Origin of the sequence: Janthinobacterium sp. B9-8, assembly GCF_000969645.2 — a bacterium.
In the GTDB taxonomy this organism is placed as follows: domain Bacteria; phylum Pseudomonadota; class Gammaproteobacteria; order Burkholderiales; family Chitinibacteraceae; genus Iodobacter.
On record NZ_CP014222.1, the window covers coordinates 2,108,985 to 2,131,973 of the forward strand.

The window sequence follows — 22,989 nt, forward strand, 5'->3', positions numbered from 1 at the left end:
TAAAGCCAGTTCTGCCATGTTATGGCGCTTTTATTTCTTAAGCAGCACACTTATTTTTCAAAGTTGCCGCGGGCTTCTTTCCTTTTGAAAACGAATTGCGCTTTTGAAATACTCTGTTAATATTTCTTAATACCACCTGTCTTTTTTTACCCGCCAGCTTGTCCCGATCCTGATTACTTTGCTCATCTTTGGTGCCAGCCGTCTTACCCGAACACTTACTTAAGCTGTATTGTTTGCGGAAGTGCATATGTCGATCATCGGTACAGAAGAAGGCGAAAAGCCAAGCAGCCAAGATGGCGTTACGGAATTTCGTCGCCAAAAAACCCTACTGAAAACAGGGGCCCTACAAGACGCTATTTTCAATAGCGCCTATTTCTCCAGCATTGCCACGGATGAAAAGGGAGTGATTCAGATTTTTAATGTCGGTGCCGAGCGCATGTTGGGCTATGAGGCGCTCGATGTAGTCAACCGTATCACCCCTGCCGATATTTCTGATCCGCAAGAAGTAATTATGCGGGCCGCCGCCTTAAGCCTAGAACTCGACACCCCCATTACGCCCGGTTTTGAAGCTTTGGTCTTTAAAGCCTCACGCGGTATTGAGGATATTTACGAGCTCACCTATATCCGCAAAGATGGCAGCCGTTTTCCCGCCGTGGTTTCAGTTACGGCACTGCGGGATGAGCAAGATGCCATCATCGGCTATTTGCTGATTGGTACCGATAATACGGCGCGTAAGCAGGCTTCGCAGTATGCCCGCAGCCTGCTTGAGGCCAGTCTTGATCCGCTAGTAACCATCAGTGCCGAAGGCAAAATAACAGATATTAATGAGGCCTCGATTAAGGCCACCGGCGTGGCACGTGAGAAGCTGATCGGCACTGATTTTTCTGACTACTTTACTGAGCCCGCCAAAGCGCGTGAAGGCTACCAGCAGGTTTTTGCCCAAGGTTTTGTAACAGATTATCCGCTGACGATCCGGCACAGCGATGGCCGTCTTACCGACGTGCTTTATAACGCTTCCGTTTATAAAGACGTGCGCGGCAATGTGCTCGGTGTGTTTGCTGCGGCCCGGGATATTACCGATCGTAAGCGAATAGAAGCCGCGCTACTTAAAACAGGGGCCTTGCAAGACGCTATTTTCAATAGCGCCTATTTCTCCAGTATTGCCACCGATGCCAAAGGGGTGATTCAGATTTTTAACGTCGGTGCCGAACGCATGCTGGGCTATGCCGCCGTAGAGGTCATGAACAAAATCACCCCCGCAGATTTTTCTGTCCCAGAGGAGCTAGTCGACCGTGCTGAGGCGCTGAGTCTTGAGCTGGGTACGCCCATTACTCCAGGGTTTGAGGCGCTGGTATTTAAGGCGGCACGCGGCATTGAGGATATTTATGAGCTCACTAAAATTCGCAAGGATGGCAGTCGTTTTCCTGCGGTTGTTTCCGTCACCGCACTGCGTGATGCCGAAGATGCCATCATCGGCTATTTACTGATTAGTACCGATAACACGGCTCGTAAACTGGCAGAAGAAGCGCTGCTTAAAGCGGGCGCACTACAAAGAGCGATTTTTAACAGCGCCAACTTCTCCAGCATCGCCACCGATGCCAAAGGCGTGATTCAGATTTTCAATGTGGGGGCCGAGCGCATGCTGGGCTATACCGCAGCCGAAGTCATGAACAAAATCACCCCCGCAGATATTTCCGATCCGCAAGAATTAATCGCCCGCGCCGCAGCCCTCAGCTTGGAGCTAGACACCCCTATCACCCCCGGCTTTGAAGCCCTCGTTTTCAAGGCCACGCGCGGCATTGAGGATATTTACGAGCTAACTTACTTTCGCAAAGATGGCAGCCGTTTTCCCGCCATTGTTTCGGTCACCGCACTACGCGATGCGCAAGATGCCATTATTGGTTATCTACTCATTGGCACGGACAATACCGCACGCAAACAAGCAGAAGAAGCACTGCTTAAAGCAGGCGCCTTGCAAAGTGCTATTTTCAATAGTGCTAATTTCTCTAGCATTGCGACCGATGCGAAAGGCGTAATTCAGATTTTCAATGTAGGGGCCGAGCGCATGCTGGGCTATACCGCGGCCGAAGTCATGAATAAAATCACGCCTGCAGATATTTCTGATTCGCAAGAAGTGATTATGCGGGCCGCCGCCTTAAGCCTCGAACTCGATACGCCCATTACCCCCGGCTTTGAAGCTTTGGTATTCAAAGCATCGCGTGGCATTGAGGATATTTACGAGCTGACCTATATCCGCAAAGATGGCAGCCGTTTTCCCGCCGTGGTTTCAGTCACCGCACTACGTGACGATCAAGACTCCATTATTGGTTATCTACTCATTGGCACGGACAATACCGCACGCAAACAGGCCGAAGATGCCTTGCTTAAGGCTGGCGCCTTACAAAGAGCTATTTTTAACAGCGCCAATTTCTCTAGTATTGCCACCGATGCCAAGGGCGTGATTCAGATTTTCAATGTGGGGGCCGAGCGCATGCTGGGCTATACCGCAGCCGAAGTCATGAACAAAATCACCCCCGCAGATATTTCCGATCCGCAAGAATTAATCGCCCGCGCCGCAGCCCTCAGCTTGGAGCTAGACACCCCTATCACCCCCGGCTTTGAAGCCCTCGTTTTCAAGGCCACGCGCGGCATTGAGGATATTTACGAGCTAACCTATTTTCGCAAGGTAGCCGCTTTCCCGCCGTGGTGTCCGTCACGGCACTTCGTGATGCGCAAGATGCCATCATCGGCTACCTATTGATTGGCACAGACAATGCGGCCCGCAAGCAAGTTGAAGAAGCCCGTACCGTGCTCGATCAGCGCTTACGCGATCAGCAGTTTTATACCCGATCTTTGATTGAATCCAATATCGATGCGCTGATGACCACCGATCCGCAGGGCATTATTTCCGACGTAAACCAACAAATGATCGCGCTCACCGGGCGAACCCGTGATGAGCTAATTGGTGCGCCCTGCAAAAATTTCTTTACCGATCCGGTACGGGCTGATGCCGCCATTAAACGTGTGCTCACAGAAAACAAAGTCAGCGATTACGAGCTCACCGTCAGAGCGCAAAACGGCCTAGAAACCGTGGTGTCCTACAACGCGGCCACTTTTCATGATCGGGATCGCAAGGTACAGGGTGTGTTTGCTGCCGCACGGGATGTAACCGATCGCAAGCGCTTTGAGCGCACCTTACAAGAAAAAAATATTGAGTTAGAACATGCCAGCCGGATGAAATCCGAGTTTCTCGCCACCATGTCGCACGAGCTGCGCACGCCGCTTAACGCCATTATTGGCTTTTCTGAAGCCTTAAAAGATGGCTTTATGGGCCCGACCAGTGACATTCAGCACGAATACATCGGTGATATTTTTACCAGCGGCCAACACCTGCTCTCGCTGATTAATGACATTCTCGACCTATCCAAAGTTGAAGCGGGCATGATGACGCTGGATTTAGAAACGGTTGATTTGCACAGTCTGCTGACAAGCAGCCTGACTATCGTCAAAGAAAAAGCCGCTACTCAACGCATCCGGCTGGAGCTAGACGCCAGTGAAGACCTGGGCATTCCTCAGTTCGATCAGCGTAAAACCAAGCAAATTGTTTATAACTTGCTCTCTAATGCGGTCAAATTCACTGCTAATGGGGGTTGTGTCACCCTCAGGGCACGTCGTGTTTTCCGTAGCAGCGTAGGGCAGTTATCGGGCACATGGCCGGTGCATAGCTTTCCTCTGCTCAATAATGAATACAACGAGTTTCTTGAAATTTGCGTAACCGACAATGGTATTGGTATTTCTAAAGCCAATATGGCGAAATTATTTCAAGCTTTTAGCCAGATCGACAGCCGCTTAGCGCGTAAATTTGAAGGAACAGGCTTGGGGCTGGCCATGGTTAAACAACTGGCAGAGCTACATGGCGGCACCGTAGCCGTCGCAAGTGCAGAGGGTGAAGGCGCAAGTTTTGCTGCTTGGCTCCCTTTGCGCAATATGCAACCTGCAACACTCCCTTGCACCGCAAACATAAACTTTGCTGATGCAAAAGGATGTATTGCGCTGATCATCGAAAATGACGAGCAATCGGCCAATTTGATTGGTCTACAGCTTGAAGCAGAAGGCTTTTCCATACTCTATGCATCGACGACAGAGGCTGCACTACAACTCGCCCCACAAGCAAACTTGCGCTTAATTATTCTCGACTTAGATTTACCGGCCACAGGAGAGGCTTGGGAATTTCTTTTACGAATCCGCGAAAACCGTCACTTAGCCCATGTGCCTGTCGTCATTATCTCTAATCTTAGCGATAGCAAAATGGCCTTACTTGAAGGTGCCTCCGCCGTTTTACAAAAGCCAATCAGCCATACCGAATTAAAAACCGCCCTTGCCAATTTGCGCCTAAGCCCAGGCCCGCAAAATCCTTACACCGTATTGATCATTGATGATGATGCCAAAGCGATTGATGCGCTGACCGTCTTTTTATCAGCTCCAGCCTATATTGTCGTGCAGGCGCTCAGCGGCAAGGAAGGGCTAAAGCTAGCGCAGCAGCTTAATCCTGACTTAATTTTACTTGATCTGCTCATGCCAGATATGAGTGGCTTTGAGGTCGTAGACGCATTAGAGCTTGACCCTGCTACCGAGCATATTCCCATCTTAGTGGTTACATCCAAACGGATCACAGAGCAAGATCGGGCGGCGCTCAATAGCAAGCCTGAGCGGCAGATCCAGATTATTGAAAAAGCGGGGTTTAATCACCTTGGCTTTATCGCCAAAGTGAAACGCGCATTACGCCCCCCATTAGAAAGGACACCCGATGGCCAGAGTATTAGTCATTGAAGACAACGCAGCGAATATGAAACTCACCGCGCTACTACTACGAAATGCAGCACATACCGTGCTATGTGCAGTCGATGCCGAAACCGGCCTGACACTGGCACGCACCGAGCAGCCAGATCTGATCTTAATGGATATTCAACTACCAGATATGGATGGCTTAGCCGCAACGGCCTTGCTCAAACAAGACCCCTGTACCGCCGCGATTCCAGTGATTGCACTCACGGCACTCGCCATGAAAGCCGACAAGGAAAAAAGCCAGATCGCCGGTTGCGATGCCTATATCGCCAAACCGCTACGTTACCAAGAGCTGTATGCCGTCATCGACAGCTTGTTGGCTAAGGGCCAGAGCAAGCCAGCAGATCAGATGCCATGAGCAGCACTACCCCCACTATTTTGATTGTGGATGATGAAATTCAGAATCGTAAGTTGCTCGAAGCATTGCTCAGGCCAGAAGGCTACTTTACGCGCTGCGCAGCCAGTGGCGAAGAAGCACTGGCCTCGATTGCCGAGCATGCGCCAGATTTAATCTTGCTCGATATCATGATGCCGGGCATGGATGGCTTTGAAGTGGCGGTAATCCTCAAAGCCAACCCTGCCACTTCCAACATTCCCATCATCATGGTTACGGCACTCGACGATAGAAGCGCTCGACTAGCAGGACTGAATGCGGGGGCTGAAGAGTTTTTAAGCAAGCCTGTTGATCGCGCCGAATTATGGCTAAGAGTGCGCAATTTACTGCGCTTAAAAGCTTTTGGGGATTTTCTACAAAACCACAGCCTTATTCTGGAGCAGGAAGTACAGGCACGCACCGCAGATTTACAGCGCTTTCGCTCTGCGATGGATGCCACGGCCGATGCTATTTTCTTGGTCAGCCGCAATACAATGCGCTTTGTTGAAATCAATGCCACCGCCTGCAGCATGCTAGGCTATACCCGCCAGGAATTACTTGACGCCACCCCTGCTGAAATCGGCGAAGTCTCGCTTGAAGCCCTTGAAACCACCTACGACAGCATCATTGCGGGCCAAGATATTAATGTGCTGGTGGACACCACGATACGGCGTAAAGATGGCTCTTATTTACAAGTAGAAGTTCATCAACAAGCCCAAAAATCAGAAAACGACTGGGTTATGGTTGGCGTAGCACGCGACCTGACCGAGCGTAAGGAATCAGCGCAGCGCCTGCACCAACTGGCCCATTACGATGTACTTACCGGCTTACCCAATCGCACCCTGTTTTATGAAGCACTCAAAAACGCGCTGATTCAGGCCACAGACAGCAATGGCCAGCTGGCCGTGCTCTTTGTTGATTTAGACCTTTTTAAAAATGTAAACGATACCTTGGGCCATGCAATCGGCGATGAGCTGCTCAACCAGTTTGGCAATCGCTTAGTTCAATGCATGCGTACTGGTGATACGGTGGGGCGCTTGGGCGGCGATGAATTTGCACTCATCTTGGTTATGCAGAACGAGCCCTTCTATCCCACACTGGTTGCCAATAAAATACGTGAGGTATTGCGTGAATCTTTTGAGATTCAAGGCCAGGAAGTGACGGTCAGCGCCAGTATGGGCATCACTATTTACCCTGATGACGCCACCGCCCATGAAACACTCATCAAATATGCAGATACCGCGATGTACCGTGCCAAACAAGCAGGGCGCGATACCTATCGTTTTTTTACCGCGCAAATGAATGCCGAAGTTTTAGCCCGGCATGATCTTGAAGTGGCTTTACACAAGGCCGTAGAAAACAAGGAATTTGTACTGCATTACCAGCCCAAAGTGCACCTCAAAAGTGGCCGTATCGTAGGACTTGAAGCCCTATTACGCTGGCAGCGCCCCGGACATGGGCTGGTGCCACCCTACCTTTTTATCCCTGTACTCGAAGAAACAGGGCTGATTGTGCGAGTAGGAAGCTGGGCCATCACAACCGCTTGCCAGCAAATCGGACAATGGCTGCACGCCGCAATTGGCCCAATGCAAATTTCTGTCAACGTGGCTGGCCGTCAATTTATTGAGGGCGATTTAGAAGGAGATGTCATTAAAGCACTGCTTGATCATGACATCCCTGCCAATTTGCTCGAATTGGAGTTAACAGAAGGATCGTTAATGGTGAATACCAAACGCACCATCACCATCTTGCAAAATCTAAAAACACGCGGCGTACAAATTTCTATTGATGACTTTGGCACCGGTTACTCAAGCCTCGCCTATTTACGGCGCTTTCCGATTGATAAGCTCAAGATTGATATCGCGTTTATTCGCGAAGTGACCACCAATCCCGACGATGCAGCCATTGCACTAGCCATTATCCGCATGGCCCATAGCTTAAAACTTGAAGTGATCGCTGAAGGGGTAGAAACCGAAGCGCAGCTCACGTTTTTACTACGCTACCACTGTGATCAAATCCAAGGCTATTACTTCAGCCCGCCATTACCCTTACACGAGCTAGAACAAGTATTACTCTCGGAAACACTGGATCTGGCCGGGCTGGCAGATCCAAACACCAAGGAGCAGGATGAATAACGCCCCCTTGCTCCCTGATTGATAGTCAAACAATCCTGAGCACAGACTTCCACACAGACCCGCAATACTTCAACCCTGTACTCCTCAGACACCGGCTAAGGTGTAACTAGCCAAAAAGCCTGCTCATCGGCATGATCAAAGCTCTTCACCTTTTGAGCCACAGCCATGCGACAGACCTCCAGCTCCTTGCCGCTTTTGACCGCCGGCTTTGTCACTGTGCTAGTAGGCTTTACCAGCTCTGCCGCCATTGTTTTTCAGGCCGCCACCGCAGCGGGTGCAACACCGGGGCAGCTTGCCTCGTGGATGTGGGCGCTGGGCATGGGGATGGGCCTCACCTGTATTGGATTATCACTACGTTATAAAAACCCGGTTGTCACGGCATGGTCCACGCCGGGCGCGGCGCTGCTGGCGAGCAGTTTGCAGGGTATTCCTATGGGGGAAGCCATTGGCGCATTTATGTTTTGCGCTGCGCTGATTACCTTAAGCGGCATAACAGGTTGGTTTGAACGCATCATGAGCCGCATTCCGCTGCCGATTGCAGCCGCCATGCTGGCAGGCGTTTTAGCACGATTTGGCATCAATATTTTCACCGAAATGCAAGGCCAGTTCACCCTTGTCTTTGCCATGTTCATTGCTTATTTAATATGTAAAAGATTTTGGCCGCGTTACGCCATCATGATGGTCTTGGCGCTAGGGATTGCGATTGCTGCAGGGCAAGGTTTATTGCATATCAAAGAAGTGAATATCGCCTTTGCCAAGCCAGAATTCATGATGCCGGTTTTTAACTGGCAGACCATGCTTAGCATTGGCGTGCCGCTCTTTGTCGTCACAATGGCTTCGCAAAATATGCCCGGTGTGGCGGTGATTCGAGCTAATGGCTACAACACACCCATTTCGCCCTTAATCAGCTGGACCGGCATCACCACCTTGCTACTTGCCCCTTTTGGCTGCTTCTCGCTCAATTTAGCCGCCATTACCGCCGCCATTTGTATGGGTAAAGAAGCACATGAAGACCCCGCTCAGCGCTTTAAAGCCAGCATTGCCGCAGGCTGTTTCTATTTATTACTGGGCGTTTTTGGCGCAACCATTGGGGCGCTCTTTACTGCGTTTCCTAACGCTTTGGTGTTAGCCATTGCAGGCCTCGCTCTACTGGGCACGATCGCCAACGGCTTGAGCGCAGCGATGAGCGATGAGAAAGTTCGCGAGCCTGCTCTAGTGACATTTCTAGTCACGCTTTCAGGGATTTCACTCTTAGGAATTGGCGCGGCTTTCTGGGGGCTTATTGCGGGCGCAATAGCGATCCTTATTATGAAAAAAAACTGATGAAACAACGAACTACAAGACATACCCCTTGATTATTTTATGCTGTGCCAATGCGCTAAATAAGCGGGCAACGGCCATGACATTGCAATGAAAATAAACGTAACAATTAATTACAATGTCTTACATTTACATTGCGATTTTACTTAGCATCATGATAAAAACTGTCCTCTTCTATTAAAAATCACCCTCAGAAAGTGGTGATCAAGGCCAAAAGCCTCTCTCTTTGCACTGACGATATCGTGGCGCTAAGCCTTTAGGTTTTATCGAAACAAGCTAAGAAGCATCATCTTGGCTCCAGTCAGTGCAATTCATACTGCGATTTTTATTTTACAAAATCGCCAGGCTTTGTTGCCGCTTGTTTCCACAGCAGTGCGAAACAAGCCTCAAACAAGCTCAAGCAAGGCAACCCTCAACACTTAAGTTGTCACTCTCATCATTGCGAGCGGATTTTTACGCTCTACAAGAAAGGAGTCAGCACATGTCTGTGCATCTAAAACGCGGCCTGTTCATTGCCTTTTTGGCCGCGATCTTCGCCCTTATTCAGTCGCAACCCGCGTGGCTAAAAACCTACCAAAGCGATCTGATCTACCTTGGCCAGCAGCATCTTCGCCTTGCTGGCTACTCTATGTTTTTAGCTTTGATTGTTGGTCTGCCTGCGGGCATTGTGCTGAGCAGAAGCTGGGCCAGACGCTATGCCGAGCCCTTATTGCAGATCTTTAATGTTGGGAACACCCTCCCTCCGCTCGCCGTGCTGGCTCTGGCGATGGTACTGGTTGGCATTGGCGACAAGCCTGCCATTATTGCGCTCTTTTTAGCCTCTCTCCTCCCTATTGTCCGCAACACTTATACCGGCCTTTGCGGTGTATCACCTGCTTTACTTGAAGCCGCTCGCGGCCTTGGCATGACTCCCAGACAAAGCCTTTACTACGTTGAACTACCCAATGCCGCGCCGGTTATTTTGGTGGGCGTACGTCTGGCTTTAGTCATCAATGTGGGCACGGTACCCCTGACTTTCCTCATTGGAGCCAGCAGCTATGGCGAGCTGATTTTCCCCGGCATCTTCTTAAATAATCAGACCCAGCTCTTAGTGGGTGCAGGTGCAACCGCCATTGTGGCACTGGCACTTGATCAAACCGTTGCCCGTATTGGCCAGATTTTTGCCAAACGCGCATCAAACTAAAAGGAGCGAATAATGCAACGATTTTTCCTCTCTATCAGCCTGATGCTGATTGCCAGCTTGGCCCACGCAGCACCTATCCGCTTAGGCAGCAAAGACTTTACCGAGCAGCATTTACTTTCGTCGATGACCAAGCAATATCTAGTGAGCAAAGGCTTCGAGGTCACCACCACCACGGATTTACCCAGTGTGATCATGCGTGGTGCACTCATCAATAAACAGCTAGACATGGTCTGGGATTACACCGGCACGGCGCTGATCGTTTATCACAAGCTCACCGAAGTAAACCCCAAGCAAAGCTATGACAAAGTAAAAGAGCTGGATATTCCTAATGGTTTGATCTGGCTCAAGCCCGCCGCCATGAACAATACCTATTCCTTTGCCATGCAACGCAAGCGGGCTGAGGAACTGGGCATCACCACCATGAGCGGCATGGCAAAAGAATTTAACCAGCATAAAGATTGGAAACTGGGGTTGGATATCGAATTTGCAGGCCGGCCCGATGGTTTAGCCCCGATGAAAGAGAAATATCAGCTAGAGCTTGAACGCCCGCAAATGAAGCAGATGAATTCTGGTTTAGTTTACAACGCCATTCGTGATGGCTTTGTTGAAGTGGGCTTGGTCTACGCCACAGATGGCCGGGTCAAAGGTTTTGATTTTATTATCCTCGAAGACGATCAGCATTTTTTCCCTAGCTATGCGGCAACACCCGTTGTAGAGAAATCTGTGCTTGCTGCCAATCCTGGCCTTGAAGAAGCACTCAACACCTTGTCTGCGCTGCTCGACAACGACACCATTTCTACCCTCAACGCCAAAGTAGATATTGAGCACCAGCGCATTGAAAAAGTAGCCGCCCAATTTCTAAAAGATCAGGGCTTACTTCAAGGAGATTAAGATGGAAGTCATCCACTATTTTTGGGAAAACAGCAGCATTATTTTAAGCTTAACCCGTGAACATATGATGCTGGTCTCCATTGCGGTGGGCTTTGCAATTTTGCTAGGCGTACCAATCGGCGTGCTGATTGTTCGGCTCCCCTCGCTTGCACCCTGGGTGCTGGGCCTTGCCACGGTTATTCTTACTACGCCATCAATTGCGCTGTTTGGCCTGATGATTCCGCTATTTTCGATGATCAACCAGGGCATCGGCTATGTGCCGGCGATCTCGGCGGTATTTTTATACTCGTTACTGCCGATTATTCGTAACACCCACACCGCTTTGCAGCATATTGATCCGGGCGTGCGCGAATCGTGCAAGGGCCTTGGTATGAGTTTTTTCCAACGGCTTTGCTGGGTAGAGCTACCACTGGCTGTACCGCTTATTTTTGGCGGCATCCGCACCGCCGTAGTCATGAATATCGGCGTTATGGCGATTGCCAGCACCATCGGTGCAGGTGGCCTTGGCCTCTTGATTTTGCATGGCATTAGTCAGAGTGATATCCGTCAACTCATTGTTGGCGCAGTGATGATCAGTCTGCTCGCCATAGTGATGGATCTTATCCTCAATCGTATTCAGCACTACCTCACTCCTAAAGGTATCCGCTCATGATTCAGCTAGAAAATCTCAGTAAGACATTTACCCAAAAAAATGGCCAAACCGTAACTGCGGTCAACAATGTTAATTTGCATGTTGAAGAAGGCAAAATCTGCGTCTTGCTCGGGCCATCAGGTTGCGGTAAAACCACCACGCTTAAAATGGTGAATCGCCTCATTAACCCTAGCTCGGGCCGAATTCTGATTAATGGCCAAGATACCCAAGAAATGGATGTAGTGGCGCTGCGCCGCCAGATTGGCTATGTCATTCAGCAGATTGGTCTATTCCCAAACATGACCATCGAAGAAAATATCTGCATCGTGCCCCGCCTTTTAGGTTGGGATAAAAAGCGCAGCCGTGAGCGAGCCAGAGAGCTGATGGATATGGTGGCACTCGACCCCAATCGCTTTCTAAGCCGCTACCCGCGTGAAATGTCAGGTGGCCAGCAGCAGCGCATTGGCGTAATCCGCGCACTGGCAGCAGATGCTCCCGTACTTCTGATGGACGAGCCCTTCGGTGCGGTTGATCCGATCAATCGTGAATCAATTCAGAACGAGTTTTTGCTGATGCAGCGTAAGCTCAATAAAACCGTACTGATGGTCAGCCACGATATCGACGAAGCCATCAAATTAGGCGATAACATTGCCATCTTCAGGCAGGGGAAAATTGTGCAACACGCCACGCCTGATCAACTGCTCGCCGCCCCGGTGGACGATTTTGTGGGCTCTTTTGTAGGGCAAGATCGCACACTGAAACGCCTGCTACTAATTAATGCGGGCCAGGTCTGTGATGGCCAAACCACCTTGACGGCACAACCTTCTACCGACTTAAAAGAAGCATTTAGCTTAATGGACGATAACGAGCAGCGCTTTCTGACCATTGTTGACGATAAAGCCACGCCACTGGGCTATGTTTCCCGCAAGGAAATCCGCAATGCCAGCGGCACCTGCCTTGATAAGCTTCATCCTTTTGAGGTCACTGCCCAGGCCAGCGACAATTTGCGCGTTATCCTTTCCAAGCTCTACGAACACAACCTCGTCTGGATGCCGATTGTGGATGATGAGAATAATTACCAAGGGGAAATCTCGCAAGACGATATCGCCCGCCATTTAAGTACGCCAGCGCTATAAAGAGAACAGCCATCACCATGCTGGCGATGGCTGTTTCAAGGGCTCTCATTTCAGCAAGATAAACCGCTGATGCACCGACAATACAATTGGTAACCATTATCATTTATACTGCGGTATCGTCATCGAGATGTCGCCAAAAAGTGAGCTGCCATGAGTCAAGAATCGCCTCCTAAACAAGCCCCGCGCAAATTGCAAGTACTGCAAAGCGTGCCGCTTACTCCGCATTTGCAACGTCTTACTCTGGGAGGACCAGAGCTACAAGGGTTTCCCAGCCCGAGTAATGGCGCACATATCAAGCTGCTGTTGCCCCAGGAAGGCCGGGCACTCACCCTGCCTACCGTTGGCCCCAAAGGCTTAATCTGGCCCCCCGCGCAAGACCGGCCTGTGGTGCGCACTTATACGGTTCGCCAATTTGATGCCAAGCAACAAAAACTAGTCGTTGATTTTGTGATTCACGATGAATACGGCCCTGCTTCCTACTGGGCGCAGCATGCACAAATAGGCGACGATGTCGGCCTGGCAGGCCCCAGTGGCCCGGCACGTTTTAATCCAGACGCAGATTACTTTTTATTAGCGGGTGATTTATCGGCCCTGCCAGCACTCTGCACAGTGCTTGAAGCATTGCCTGCAAACGCCATTGGCACCGCTTTGATCGAGATTCCTACAGCAGAAGACCAGCAGCCTCTGCAACACCCAGCTGGAGTTAATATTGTATGGCTAATCAGCACCACGCCTAGTGCTCTGCTACCTCAGGCTGTTTTGGATCTGCCGTGGCCAGAAGGATCCGTCTCTGCCACCGTGGCAGGCGAAACAGAAGCCGTAGTGCAAATCCGAAAATATCTGCGTATTAATAAAAAGCTCAATGTAAGTCAGTGCTACGCCGTGCCTTACTGGAAATATCAGCACAGCGAAGAGGCCTACCACGACGAGCGCCATCGCATTATGGATGAAGTACTGACACCAGCGTAAGCTATAGACCAGATAAATCGGCGACAACTCCTGTCACAAGCAGAAAAAATGAAGAAAGCAAGGCGTTGATTTACTACTTTGCTGCATGCAGCCCACCACATTCATAAAATGGCGGGCTGCTCATTTATGCTTTAAAAACAAATTATTACAGAATAAAGACATGGGAAAATTCTGTAATTTGCACTTTTTTATCAAAAAATACAAAAAACTGTTGACAAGAAACAAGAAGACAGCAACAATCACTCCACTAATTTGATTGAGCATAACCTTGTAAAGCGAATATCTTTATTCGCAATGTGTTTGTAGCAGTACTATCCAGCAAGCCTTCTCAGCTTTTCTGCAAGTTCTCCCCGAACCAGGTGCTCTTCTTTTGGTGCTTTGCCATCCAACCTTGGATGGCCATTTACTAGGAGCCATCATGGCACAATTTGATTTTATCGTAGAAGCACGTCCCTCCACCCGCCACACAGGCATGGAAGGTTGGTACCAAATCGTCGTTTGTCACGGCAAGCAAAAAAAGCCAGTCACCGACTGGCAAGCAGCACCCCAAGCACACGACAATAAGTTGCACAGCGTATTAAACAGCGCCGCAGCTTTAGCCAAACAACAGATCCAAGTGCAATTTCACTAAATCTGCAATGTAAGCTAAGTAGTTCACTCAAAAGCCCACGACAACGTGGGCTTTTTACATTTCGCCCAAGCTATTCCCAAAACCTGCAATACCGGCTCGCATGGTAGAATCTTGGCTTAATTGTTCATCTGCCAGCCCATGCCCTATCTCGCGCTCGACACCTCTACCGAATATCTTTCACTCGCAATCAGCACCAGCAAGGGCATTGTTGCCCGTGATTGGCCTGCCGGTCAAAAACATGCCGAGATGATTCTTCCCTCCTTAGCGACGCTACTGGAAGAATGCCAGCTCAGCATGAAAGACATCGCAGGGGTCGCCTTTGGCAATGGCCCCGGCTCTTTTACGGGCCTGCGTATCGCGGCGGGGATCACCCAAGGCTTAGCCTTTGCGCAAGATATCCCCGTATTGGGAATTTCTACCTTAGCAGCGCTGGCTGAAGGCTGTCAGGCCAATCAGGTTTATGTATGTCTGGACGCCCGAATGAACCAAGTTTATTGCGCGGCCTATCGCAAAGAAGCGGGCGTGTGGCAAACCATTATCGAGCCTTGCCTGAGCGATCCTGATGCGATCCCGCTTCCGGATGGTAGTAACTGGCTAGGCGCAGGCAGCGGCTTTGCGGCGTATGGCGAGGCACTCAAGCAGCGCCTTGGCGCTCAGCTAAACGGTGCAAATGCAGCGCGTTTTCCACAGGCCAAAGATATTCTAACGCTAGCCCTGCCTGATTTTGCCGCAGGCAAAGGCATGCCCGCAGCAGAAGCAGAGCTGGTATATTTACGCAATAAAGTGGCCCTCAAAACCCACGAGCGAATCAAGAAATGACAGTACGCGAGTTAAATGCCAGCGATATTCCACAACTCATGGCACTTGATGCGGCCACCAATTCGCACCCTTGGGATATCAGCCACTGGCAGCATTCTTTAAAAGCCGATGTTTGCCTTGGCATTGATGGCGAAGCGGGCCTGAATGCCTTTGCTGTAGCGATGAAGATGGTTGATGAAGCCGAGCTACTATTGATTGCCGTTGCGCCAGCATTACAAGGCAAGGGCCTTGGCCAGCGTATTTTTAGTGCGCTAAGCGAAAAGCTAGCCAACAACGGCGCGCAAAGCCTGTTTTTAGAAGTGCGTGAATCCAATCGCCAAGCAAGGCGTTTTTACGAATCAGCGGGCTTTGCTGAAACTGGCATCCGCCCTGCTTACTACCCGGCAGCCAGCGGCTCTGGCCGTGAAGATGCTTTAATTTTTGCACTGAGTATTTTTAAATGAGCCGCCGGGCGCTGATACTGGATGAGCTGGGCCTTAGCCCGGTCTGGATACGCAAAGATATTCTGGCTGAGCTGCAAGCGGCTGAGCCCGCTCCCATCCGCCCAGCCAGCAACGCTGCTCCTGTGCCTCGTCCGCAAGGCTTTTCACCTGTGGCAGTAGCGGCACATCAAGCGCTTGCGCCATTAGTGAGCTCGCCTAAATTTACGCCGCCGCCCGTTATCGCTCCTGCTAATGAGCCGGTAGAAGACGAGCGATCGAAGCGAATCTCGATAATGAGCTGGGAAGAATTACGCAGTGCAGTTAGCAGCTGTACCGCCTGCGCACTTTGCCAAAGCCGCCAGAAAAATGGCGAACAGCCTGTTTTTGGCACGGGGCCAATGCAGCCGAATATTATGGTACTCGGTGAAGCACCGGATGGTGACGAAGAAGCCCAGCAAACCCCGTTTCTAGGTGAGGCAGGCAGGCTGCTCGACAATATGCTGGCAGCCATCGGCGAAGAACAACAAGTTTACAAAGCCAATATTATAAAATGCCGCACACCCAATAAACGTAACCCACAAGCCGCCGAAGTCCTGCAATGCGCGCCGTTTTTAAAGCGCCAGATCGAGCTACTCCAGCCCAAATCATTATTTGTAGTAGGCCGCTTCGCCCTAAAAACATTGCTAGAAACCGACGAGCCCGTCAGCGCACTACGTGAAAATCTACATCACTACAAGCAGATTCCGCTGGTTGTTAGCTACAACCCCAGCTATCTGCTGCGTAACTTACCAGACAAATCCCGCGCATGGCACGATCTGCTGCGCCTTAAAGCCTCAATCAACAAGCACCCGCTTTAAACCGAATATCTTGTCTGGTGACAACAAAATAAACGTGAGCGCTTCAGTCTTAAAAATTAGCGGCTAGACTGCAGTACTCACCTTTGCTCAGACCGCCATGCAAAACGCTTATCACCTAGGACGACAACCCATCCTAAACCGCCAGCAAGAGCTGGTGGCTTACGAATTACTATTCAGAAACAGCAGTCAGCGTAACGAAGCCATCGTTCCCGATGATTTTCTGGCAACACTAGATGTCATTCAGCACGCATTCAGCACACTCGGTGCAAGCAGTGTATTAGGAGATAAACTCGGCTTTATTAATGTAAACGCAGATTTATTAATGTCTGATGTCTTAGAATTATTACCCCCAAAGCAAGTTGTATTAGAAATTCTGGAAACAGTCGAAATTACCCCAGCTATTATTGAGCGCTGTCTTGCCCTAAAAAAGAAAGGCTTTAAATTAGCCCTGGATGACATTATCCATTTAGGCGATGCACAACGTGCCATTTTGCCGCACCTCTGTTTTGCCAAATTAGAAGTCATGGGCATGAGCAGCGCACAAATGCGCAGATTAATGAGCGAGCTACGCGCCTACCCGCTGCAAATACTCGCCGAAAAAGTAGATAGCCCGGAGCAACATCAGCTTTGCATGAAGCTGGGGTTTGATTTATTTCAAGGCTATTACTTTGCCAAACCCACTATTTTATCCGGCAGCAAACCACAGCCTTCCCAAATGGCTTTATTACGCCTATTAGGGCTTATTAATTCGAATGCAGATAATAGCGAAATTGAAACCGCATTTAAGCACTCGCCCGATCTCACCATTAATTTACTAAAGCTGGTTAATTCAGTCGGAGCAAGCTCCCCTAAAAAAATAGATAGCCTCTCTGCCGCCATCACCGTATTAGGCCGCCGTCAATTAGGACGCTGGATTCATTTACTGGTTTATGTACAGCAATCGGGTAAAGCCATCAATAACAACCCGCTCGTACAAACAGCGGCTATTCGTGGCAAGTTTATGGAACTACTGGCACTAAAACAAAAGCCAAACAATCAAAGCTTTGCCGATCAAGCTTTTATGGTGGGTATGTTTTCTTTAATTGATGTTTTTTTTAATGCACCACTTCAGGATTTACTAGAGCCGCTCAATCTGAGCGACGATGTAAAAGATGCACTGATGGGGAAAAGTAATTTACTGGGTAATTTACTCGCCCAAGCCCTGCTGACAGAAGACAACACCCCTGATGCCAACACCAACCCGCCCTGCGATTTTGAAGCACTACTCAATGCCATGAGCTGGGCCAATGAATTAGGCTAGGCCACCGATCCTGTTGCAGAATAGGTGCAAACCACGAGCAATACTGAAAAGTACGCGGCTTACACCCACCCTGCGATCATTCGATATTTGCAAACAGACAAGCCCAAAACAAATACCTAGCCTGATACGCTTAAGCGCTGACTCAGCCTAATAGCAGCATCGACACCTTCTTCCATATCAGGGACGGCGTCAAATTGCACTACACAGTAGATTTTCCAGCCTTCCACTCCACGCTTGACGTGATAGCAAGTGCCATACTGCCAAGGTGCCAGATCTAGTCGCGTTACTGACCAGATCAGCTTGACGGTTGCAAAGTTGTCATCAATAAAGAGTACTTCTTCTATCTTGTAAGTCGCACTGAGAAACCCTTGCTGCTCAAACCAGCCTAGCAAAGCCGCTGTTGCAGGCAGCAATGAATCCATCGTTTCCCAAACGGTGCCCTGCCCTTGGTGAACGGTCATAAAGGGCAAAGCAAACATGGACGAGGTCGCGTTCGCATCCAAGGCAGAATAAGCCTCACCATATTGCTCAAAAAACGCTTCCAATCCTTGATTCACCTTCATCACTCCATTCTCTCAATATTTCTTTAATTTATACATGGAGCTTTAAAGCAATACAACAAGTTACTTATTCATTTTTACTTTTATTTATTGGGGTTTGTCCGTAGGTAGTTGTAAAAAATACACTAAATACAATCTCGCTGAAATGCAAAAATGATTGCGTAGCCTGTTTAAGGTGCCATAGAGAATTTCGGTATCAATATGATGTCTTTTAAAAAAATGAATTAAACATATTTCAATTATTAAAATAATTACGCAGGCATCTATCTAACATTCAAGCTATGAGATTATTTTTTTATATTCCCAAACTAAAAAAACCATGCGCAGGTGATCAGCGTAGCTACAAAATCACCCACGCTGATGCACTCGTTTCTTAAAGTTAGCGTACTTTAATGCCCGTCCAGTAGCGGCTTAATAAGCGCCGCTCTTTGGCATCATACGCGCGCAATAAAGTCCACTTGGCAAAGTCCTGAGGTTTGGGATTGAGTACCGGATGCTGGCTAAGCTCCGGGTCTAAAAAGGGCACTGCGGTACTGACAGGGCTGATGCCACCACTGGCTTTTGATTGTGCCGCTGCCGTTTTTCCTTCTAGCAGGAAATCAATAAACTGATGGGCAAGATCCGGCCTTGGTGCGTCTTTCATAATGGTGACGGTATCCATCCACCATTCATTGCCTTCTTTTTGCGCGGTAAATTCCAAGTTGAATTTTCGCTTGGTCTCTTTAACTTCACGGCGCGCCTGAAATAAATCCGAGCTATTACCCATCGCCAGCCAAATATTGCCGTTTGCAAGTTGGCGGCTATAGCTATCGTTATTAAATGCGGCCCAATAAGGCTTGGCTTTACGGATTACATCACTGGCTGCAGCAAGGTCTTCCTGCTTACCAGAGTTAGGATCTTTTCCCAGATACATCAGCGCAGCGGCAAATAATTCGCGCGAGCTATCTAACACGGTGACTTTGTTTTTTATCTTTTTAAGCTGCTCCGGGTCAAAAATAGCGGCCCAACTGCTTGGATCAACGCCTGCCGCTTTCAATTTTTCTGCGTTATAGCCCAGCAAAGTTACGCCGATCATAAAGGGCTGGTGGTAGGCATTATTGCTGTCGTAGGGCACACGTAAAAAAGCGGGCAAAATATCTTTGCTATGCGGAAGTTTGTTTTTATCGAGGGCGAGTAGCTTATTAGGGCCGATCAGCGCAGGCAGGACAAAGGTCGATGGGAACACCAGATCGTAACCCTTAGCACCCGCAGCCAGCTTGGCAAGTAGCTCTTCATTATCGCCATAATAACTTTGCTCAACACGGCATTGGCAGCGTGCTTCAAAGGCCTTGATGGTGCTGGCAGGCATGGAATTGCTCCATACATAAATCGATAATTTATCGTCAGCATTTGCCCAGGATACATGAAGTAAAAAGCCTAAAAATAACCATTTCCACATAGTGTGCACTTCCTTTGGATGAGCTTAAATATCGCGGTTTAGAAGGTAAAACAGCCGTTTGGGCTGGGCTGTTTCTAAAAAAGGCGCAAAGATATCACGCAAGTGCTTATTGCCGCATTGCTGAAGCGCATGGGCAGACCCCTATTCGCACTTGGTTACGGTAGAATAGACGGTATCTAAGTATCTACAGAACCCTATTCAGACATGAGCAATGAAGCCCCGATTGTAAGCAATTTTATTCGTAGCACGATTGAAAGCGATCTTGCCAGCGGCAAGCATGCGAGTATTCAAACGCGTTTTCCGCCTGAGCCTAATGGCTATCTGCACGTTGGCCACGCTAAATCGATTTGTCTGAACTTTGGTGTTGCACAAGATTACCAAGGCCAGTGCAATTTGCGCATGGACGACACAAATCCTGAAAAAGAAAATGAAGAATTCGCGCAAGCCATTGCCAGCGATGTGAAATGGCTGGGCTATGAGTGGGCGGGTGAAATTCGCCATGCTGCAGATTATTTTGACCAGCTTTACGCATACGCAGAAGAGCTTATCCAAGCAGGCAAGGCCTTTGTTTGTGAGCTGAACGCCGAGCAAATGCGCGAATACCGTGGCAATTTTGAAGTACCGGGTAAAAACAGCCCTTTCCGCGATCGTGCGATTGAAGAAAATATGGATTTATTCCGCCGTATGAAAGCCGGTGAATTTGCCGATGGCAGCAGAACACTGCGCTTAAAAATTGATATGGCCTCGCCTAATTTAAATATGCGCGATCCGGTGATCTACCGCATCAAGCGCGCGCACCATATTCGTACCGGTGATAAATGGTGCATCTACCCGATGTATGACTACACCCATTGTATTTCTGATGCGCTGGAAGGCATTACGCACAGCCTATGTACGCTCGAATTTGCCGATCACCGCCCGCTTTACGATTGGGTGCTGGACAATATCAGTATCGATTGCCACCCACAGCAGATCGAATTCTCGCGCCTTGAGCTGCTTTACACCATGACCTCCAAGCGTAAGCTGGCTGCGCTGGTGAATGAAGGGCTGGTGTCGGGTTGGGATGATCCGCGTATGCCTACCGTGATCGGCATGCGCCGCCGTGGTTATACGCCAGAGGGGATTAAATTATTTGCCCAACGCGTGGGTGTTTCTAAATCAGAAAACGTAGTGGATTTAAGTATTCTGGAAGGCGCAGTACGCGAGCAATTAGAAAGCAACTGCCCGCGCATTATGGCTGTGGTTCGCCCGCTGAAAGTGACGCTGACTAATTATGAAGAAGGCGTCACAGCATCTCGCGCCGCACCGTACCACCCGCAACACCCGGAATTTGGCGAGCGCAATGTACCTATCTCGCGCGAGATCTGGGTAGAGCAAGATGATTTTGCCGAAGTGCCACCCGCAGGCTGGCAACGTCTGACCGTGGGTAGCGAAGTACGTTTGCGCTATTCCTATGTAATGAAATGCGATGAAGTCATCAAAGACGCCGCAGGTAATGTCATCGAGCTGAAATGCAGCTTAGATATGGCAACCTTGGGTCAAAACCCAGTGGGGCGTAAGGTAAAAGGCGTGATTCACTGGTTGTCAGCAGAGCACGCTGTGCCTGCCGAAGTGCGCCTCTATGATCGCCTGTTTACTGAAGCACGCCCTGATGCGGTGCGTGGTGCGGATGGCGAATACGTCGATTTCCGTCAGTTTATTAGTCCAGAATCACTGGAAGTGGTGACGGCCTATGTGGAGGCCGTGGCGCGCGATCTAGCACCCGAAACCCATTATCAGTTTGAGCGCGTTGGGTATTTCGTCACCGATCGCAAAGACCATATTGCTGGTGAAAAGATTGTATTTAACCGCGCCGTTACCCTGAAAGACACTTGGAAAAGCGCCACATGAGAAAGTTACTAGCACTGGTTTTACTGGCATGTAGTGGTGCTGTATTTTCTGCAACGCCTTCTGCAACACCAGCTGTGGTGTATCAAGGGGGTGCAGGCCAGCATCCGGTGCAAGTGGCTTTAGCTTATCTGAAAGATAAAATCAGCAACCCTGCCGGGCAGTTTGAATATCAGCGTTTGGATATTCAGCAGCGCTCGCAAGGCGAAGATTTTGCCCATACTCAGATCAGTGTAGAAATTAAAGGCCTGATGGACGATAGCGTGGCGAATGAGCGTTATCGCCTGAAAATGGCTTTTGTCGATGCTGCGTGGGTGATTACGGCAGAGCAAAAAGATCATCGCTGCCGTCGTGGCTTGAAAGGCTATACCCAGAAGCTTTGCCGCTAAAAAAATGTGGAATTTCCGCCTGTTCTTCAGCAATTCGCCCCGCATATGGGGCGTGTTGCTTTAAAAGGAAAGTGATTAATCAATGAGCCAATTACAAAACGATACTTTCTTGCGCGCGTTATGCCGTGAGCCTGTTGAATACACACCGGTCTGGCTGATGCGCCAAGCTGGGCGTTATTTGCCTGAGTACTGCGCTACTCGCAAAGTGGCCGGTTCTTTTTTGCAGCTTTGCAAAAATACCGAGCTGGCTACCGAAGTGACCTTACAACCGCTAGAGCGCTACCCTCTGGATGCCGCAATTTTATTCAGCGATATCCTGACCGTGCCCGATGCAATGGGGCTGGGGCTGTATTTTAGCGAGGGTGAAGGCCCGAAGTTTGAGCGACCACTGCGTGACGAGCGCGATATCCTGGCGCTGACCGTACCTGATGTAGGCACTGAGCTGCGTTATGTGACCGATGCTGTGTCATCCATCCGCAAGGCTTTAAATGGCCGCGTGCCTCTGATTGGATTCTCGGGCAGCCCATTTACTTTGGCCTGCTACATGATTGAAGGCCAAGGATCTGCTACGTTTAGCCGCGTAAAAACCATGCTCTACGATCGGCCAGACCTGTTGCACCATATCTTGGATGTGAATGCACGCACGGTGATCGATTATCTGAATGCTCAAATTGAAGCAGGTGCACAGGCGGTGCAAATTTTTGATACATGGGGCGGCGCTTTAGCCTATGGCAAGTATCAGGAATTCTCACTCAATTATATGAAACAGGTGATTGCCGGCCTTAAACGTGAACACGACGGGCGCAAAGTACCAGTGATTGTGTTTACCAAGGGCGGTGGCCTGTGGCTGGAAGATATCGCTGATAGTGGCTGCGATGCAGTGGGCTTGGATTGGACGGTTGATCTGGCTGATGCACGTCGCCGTATTGGCGATAAAGTGGCTTTACAAGGTAATTTTGATCCGAATGCTTTATTTGCCAATCCCGCCGCAATTGAATCCGAGGTGGATCGTTTATTAGCAAGCTTTGGCAAGGGTGAAGGTCATGTATTTAATCTGGGCCATGGCATTTCGCAATTCACCAACCCAGATCATGTCACCACCTTGGTGAATAGTGTACATAAACTGTCACGAAACTATCATCAAATTCATAAATAAAACAAGGGCTTATACTGAAAGATCATTAGATTTTTTTGATATAAGCC

The 22,989-nt window shown here is 49.4% G+C and carries 20 protein-coding genes; 18 read left to right on the plus strand and 2 right to left on the minus strand.

Annotated features, from left to right (window positions below):
* The first annotated feature begins 247 nt into the window (after positions 1 to 247).
* From VN23_RS22100 to VN23_RS09545, 15 genes are all read left to right on the plus strand, one after another.
* Positions 248 to 2,761: a PAS domain-containing protein gene (locus VN23_RS22100; protein ID WP_231743383.1), complete on the plus strand. Its 2,514-nt coding sequence runs from the start codon at positions 248 to 250 to the stop codon at positions 2,759 to 2,761.
* On the plus strand, positions 2,707 to 4,830 hold the full coding sequence (locus tag VN23_RS22105) for a response regulator (protein WP_231743385.1): 2,124 nt from the start codon (positions 2,707 to 2,709) through the stop codon (positions 4,828 to 4,830). Before VN23_RS22100 ends, VN23_RS22105 begins: the two co-directional genes overlap by 55 nt.
* Positions 4,808 to 5,203 (plus strand): response regulator, encoded by a 396-nt coding sequence (locus VN23_RS09485; RefSeq protein ID WP_046351328.1) that lies wholly within the window; start codon positions 4,808 to 4,810, stop codon positions 5,201 to 5,203. Before VN23_RS22105 ends, VN23_RS09485 begins: the two co-directional genes overlap by 23 nt.
* Complete coding sequence (locus VN23_RS09490) at positions 5,200 to 7,353, plus strand: EAL domain-containing response regulator (protein ID WP_046351327.1); 2,154 nt, start codon at positions 5,200 to 5,202, stop codon at positions 7,351 to 7,353. Before VN23_RS09485 ends, VN23_RS09490 begins: the two co-directional genes overlap by 4 nt.
* A gap of 165 nt (positions 7,354 to 7,518) precedes the next feature.
* Entirely contained in the window at positions 7,519 to 8,676 is a 1,158-nt protein-coding gene (locus VN23_RS09495; RefSeq protein WP_046351326.1) for a benzoate/H(+) symporter BenE family transporter, read from the plus strand.
* Between the two features lie 478 nt (positions 8,677 to 9,154).
* Positions 9,155 to 9,856: an ABC transporter permease gene (locus VN23_RS09500; protein WP_046351325.1), complete on the plus strand. Its 702-nt coding sequence runs from the start codon at positions 9,155 to 9,157 to the stop codon at positions 9,854 to 9,856.
* Between the two features lie 12 nt (positions 9,857 to 9,868).
* Positions 9,869 to 10,747, plus strand: a complete 879-nt coding sequence (locus VN23_RS09505) for a glycine betaine ABC transporter substrate-binding protein (protein WP_046351324.1) — start codon at positions 9,869 to 9,871, stop codon at positions 10,745 to 10,747.
* A gap of 1 nt (position 10,748) precedes the next feature.
* Positions 10,749 to 11,399, plus strand: a complete 651-nt coding sequence (locus VN23_RS09510) for an ABC transporter permease (RefSeq protein ID WP_046351323.1) — start codon at positions 10,749 to 10,751, stop codon at positions 11,397 to 11,399.
* Positions 11,396 to 12,514 (plus strand): ABC transporter ATP-binding protein, encoded by a 1,119-nt coding sequence (locus VN23_RS09515; protein ID WP_046351322.1) that lies wholly within the window; start codon positions 11,396 to 11,398, stop codon positions 12,512 to 12,514. Before VN23_RS09510 ends, VN23_RS09515 begins: the two co-directional genes overlap by 4 nt.
* A gap of 150 nt (positions 12,515 to 12,664) precedes the next feature.
* Positions 12,665 to 13,483, plus strand: coding sequence for a siderophore-interacting protein (locus VN23_RS09520; protein WP_046351321.1), 819 nt, complete (start codon positions 12,665 to 12,667; stop codon positions 13,481 to 13,483).
* Between the two features lie 418 nt (positions 13,484 to 13,901).
* Positions 13,902 to 14,114 (plus strand): hypothetical protein, encoded by a 213-nt coding sequence (locus tag VN23_RS09525; protein ID WP_046351320.1) that lies wholly within the window; start codon positions 13,902 to 13,904, stop codon positions 14,112 to 14,114.
* 138 nt (positions 14,115 to 14,252) lie between these two features.
* On the plus strand, positions 14,253 to 14,933 hold the full coding sequence (gene tsaB, locus VN23_RS09530; RefSeq protein WP_046351319.1) for a tRNA (adenosine(37)-N6)-threonylcarbamoyltransferase complex dimerization subunit type 1 TsaB: 681 nt from the start codon (positions 14,253 to 14,255) through the stop codon (positions 14,931 to 14,933).
* Positions 14,930 to 15,376 carry a ribosomal protein S18-alanine N-acetyltransferase gene (rimI, locus tag VN23_RS09535; protein WP_046351318.1) on the plus strand — a complete coding sequence of 149 codons (447 nt, stop codon included), beginning with the start codon at positions 14,930 to 14,932 and terminating at the stop codon, positions 15,374 to 15,376. The genes tsaB and rimI overlap by 4 nt, the downstream gene beginning before the upstream one ends.
* Positions 15,373 to 16,212 carry a uracil-DNA glycosylase gene (locus VN23_RS09540; protein WP_046351317.1) on the plus strand — a complete coding sequence of 280 codons (840 nt, stop codon included), beginning with the start codon at positions 15,373 to 15,375 and terminating at the stop codon, positions 16,210 to 16,212. The genes rimI and VN23_RS09540 overlap by 4 nt, the downstream gene beginning before the upstream one ends.
* 97 nt (positions 16,213 to 16,309) lie before the next feature.
* A complete protein-coding gene (locus VN23_RS09545; protein WP_046351316.1) occupies positions 16,310 to 17,512 on the plus strand; it encodes an EAL and HDOD domain-containing protein in 1,203 nt (400 codons plus the stop codon).
* 116 nt (positions 17,513 to 17,628) lie between these two features.
* Here the strand turns inward: VN23_RS09545 and VN23_RS09550 are convergent, their stop codons facing one another.
* Positions 17,629 to 18,069 carry a hypothetical protein gene (locus tag VN23_RS09550; RefSeq protein WP_156455169.1) on the minus strand — a complete coding sequence of 147 codons (441 nt, stop codon included), beginning with the start codon at positions 18,067 to 18,069 and terminating at the stop codon, positions 17,629 to 17,631.
* Between the two features lie 382 nt (positions 18,070 to 18,451).
* A complete protein-coding gene (locus VN23_RS09555) occupies positions 18,452 to 19,510 on the minus strand; it encodes an ABC transporter substrate-binding protein (RefSeq protein WP_046351314.1) in 1,059 nt (352 codons plus the stop codon).
* A gap of 204 nt (positions 19,511 to 19,714) precedes the next feature.
* Between VN23_RS09555 and VN23_RS09560 the strand changes: the two genes are divergently transcribed.
* The 3 genes from VN23_RS09560 to hemE all read left to right on the plus strand — a co-directional run bounded on the left by VN23_RS09560 (position 19,715) and on the right by hemE (position 22,942).
* Positions 19,715 to 21,400 carry a glutamine--tRNA ligase/YqeY domain fusion protein gene (locus VN23_RS09560; RefSeq protein WP_046351313.1) on the plus strand — a complete coding sequence of 562 codons (1,686 nt, stop codon included), beginning with the start codon at positions 19,715 to 19,717 and terminating at the stop codon, positions 21,398 to 21,400.
* Positions 21,397 to 21,786, plus strand: a complete 390-nt coding sequence (locus tag VN23_RS09565; RefSeq protein ID WP_046351312.1) for a hypothetical protein — start codon at positions 21,397 to 21,399, stop codon at positions 21,784 to 21,786. Before VN23_RS09560 ends, VN23_RS09565 begins: the two co-directional genes overlap by 4 nt.
* Before the next feature lie 82 nt (positions 21,787 to 21,868).
* A complete protein-coding gene (gene hemE / locus VN23_RS09570; RefSeq protein ID WP_046351311.1) occupies positions 21,869 to 22,942 on the plus strand; it encodes a uroporphyrinogen decarboxylase in 1,074 nt (357 codons plus the stop codon).
* Positions 22,943 to 22,989: the final 47 nt, after the last annotated feature.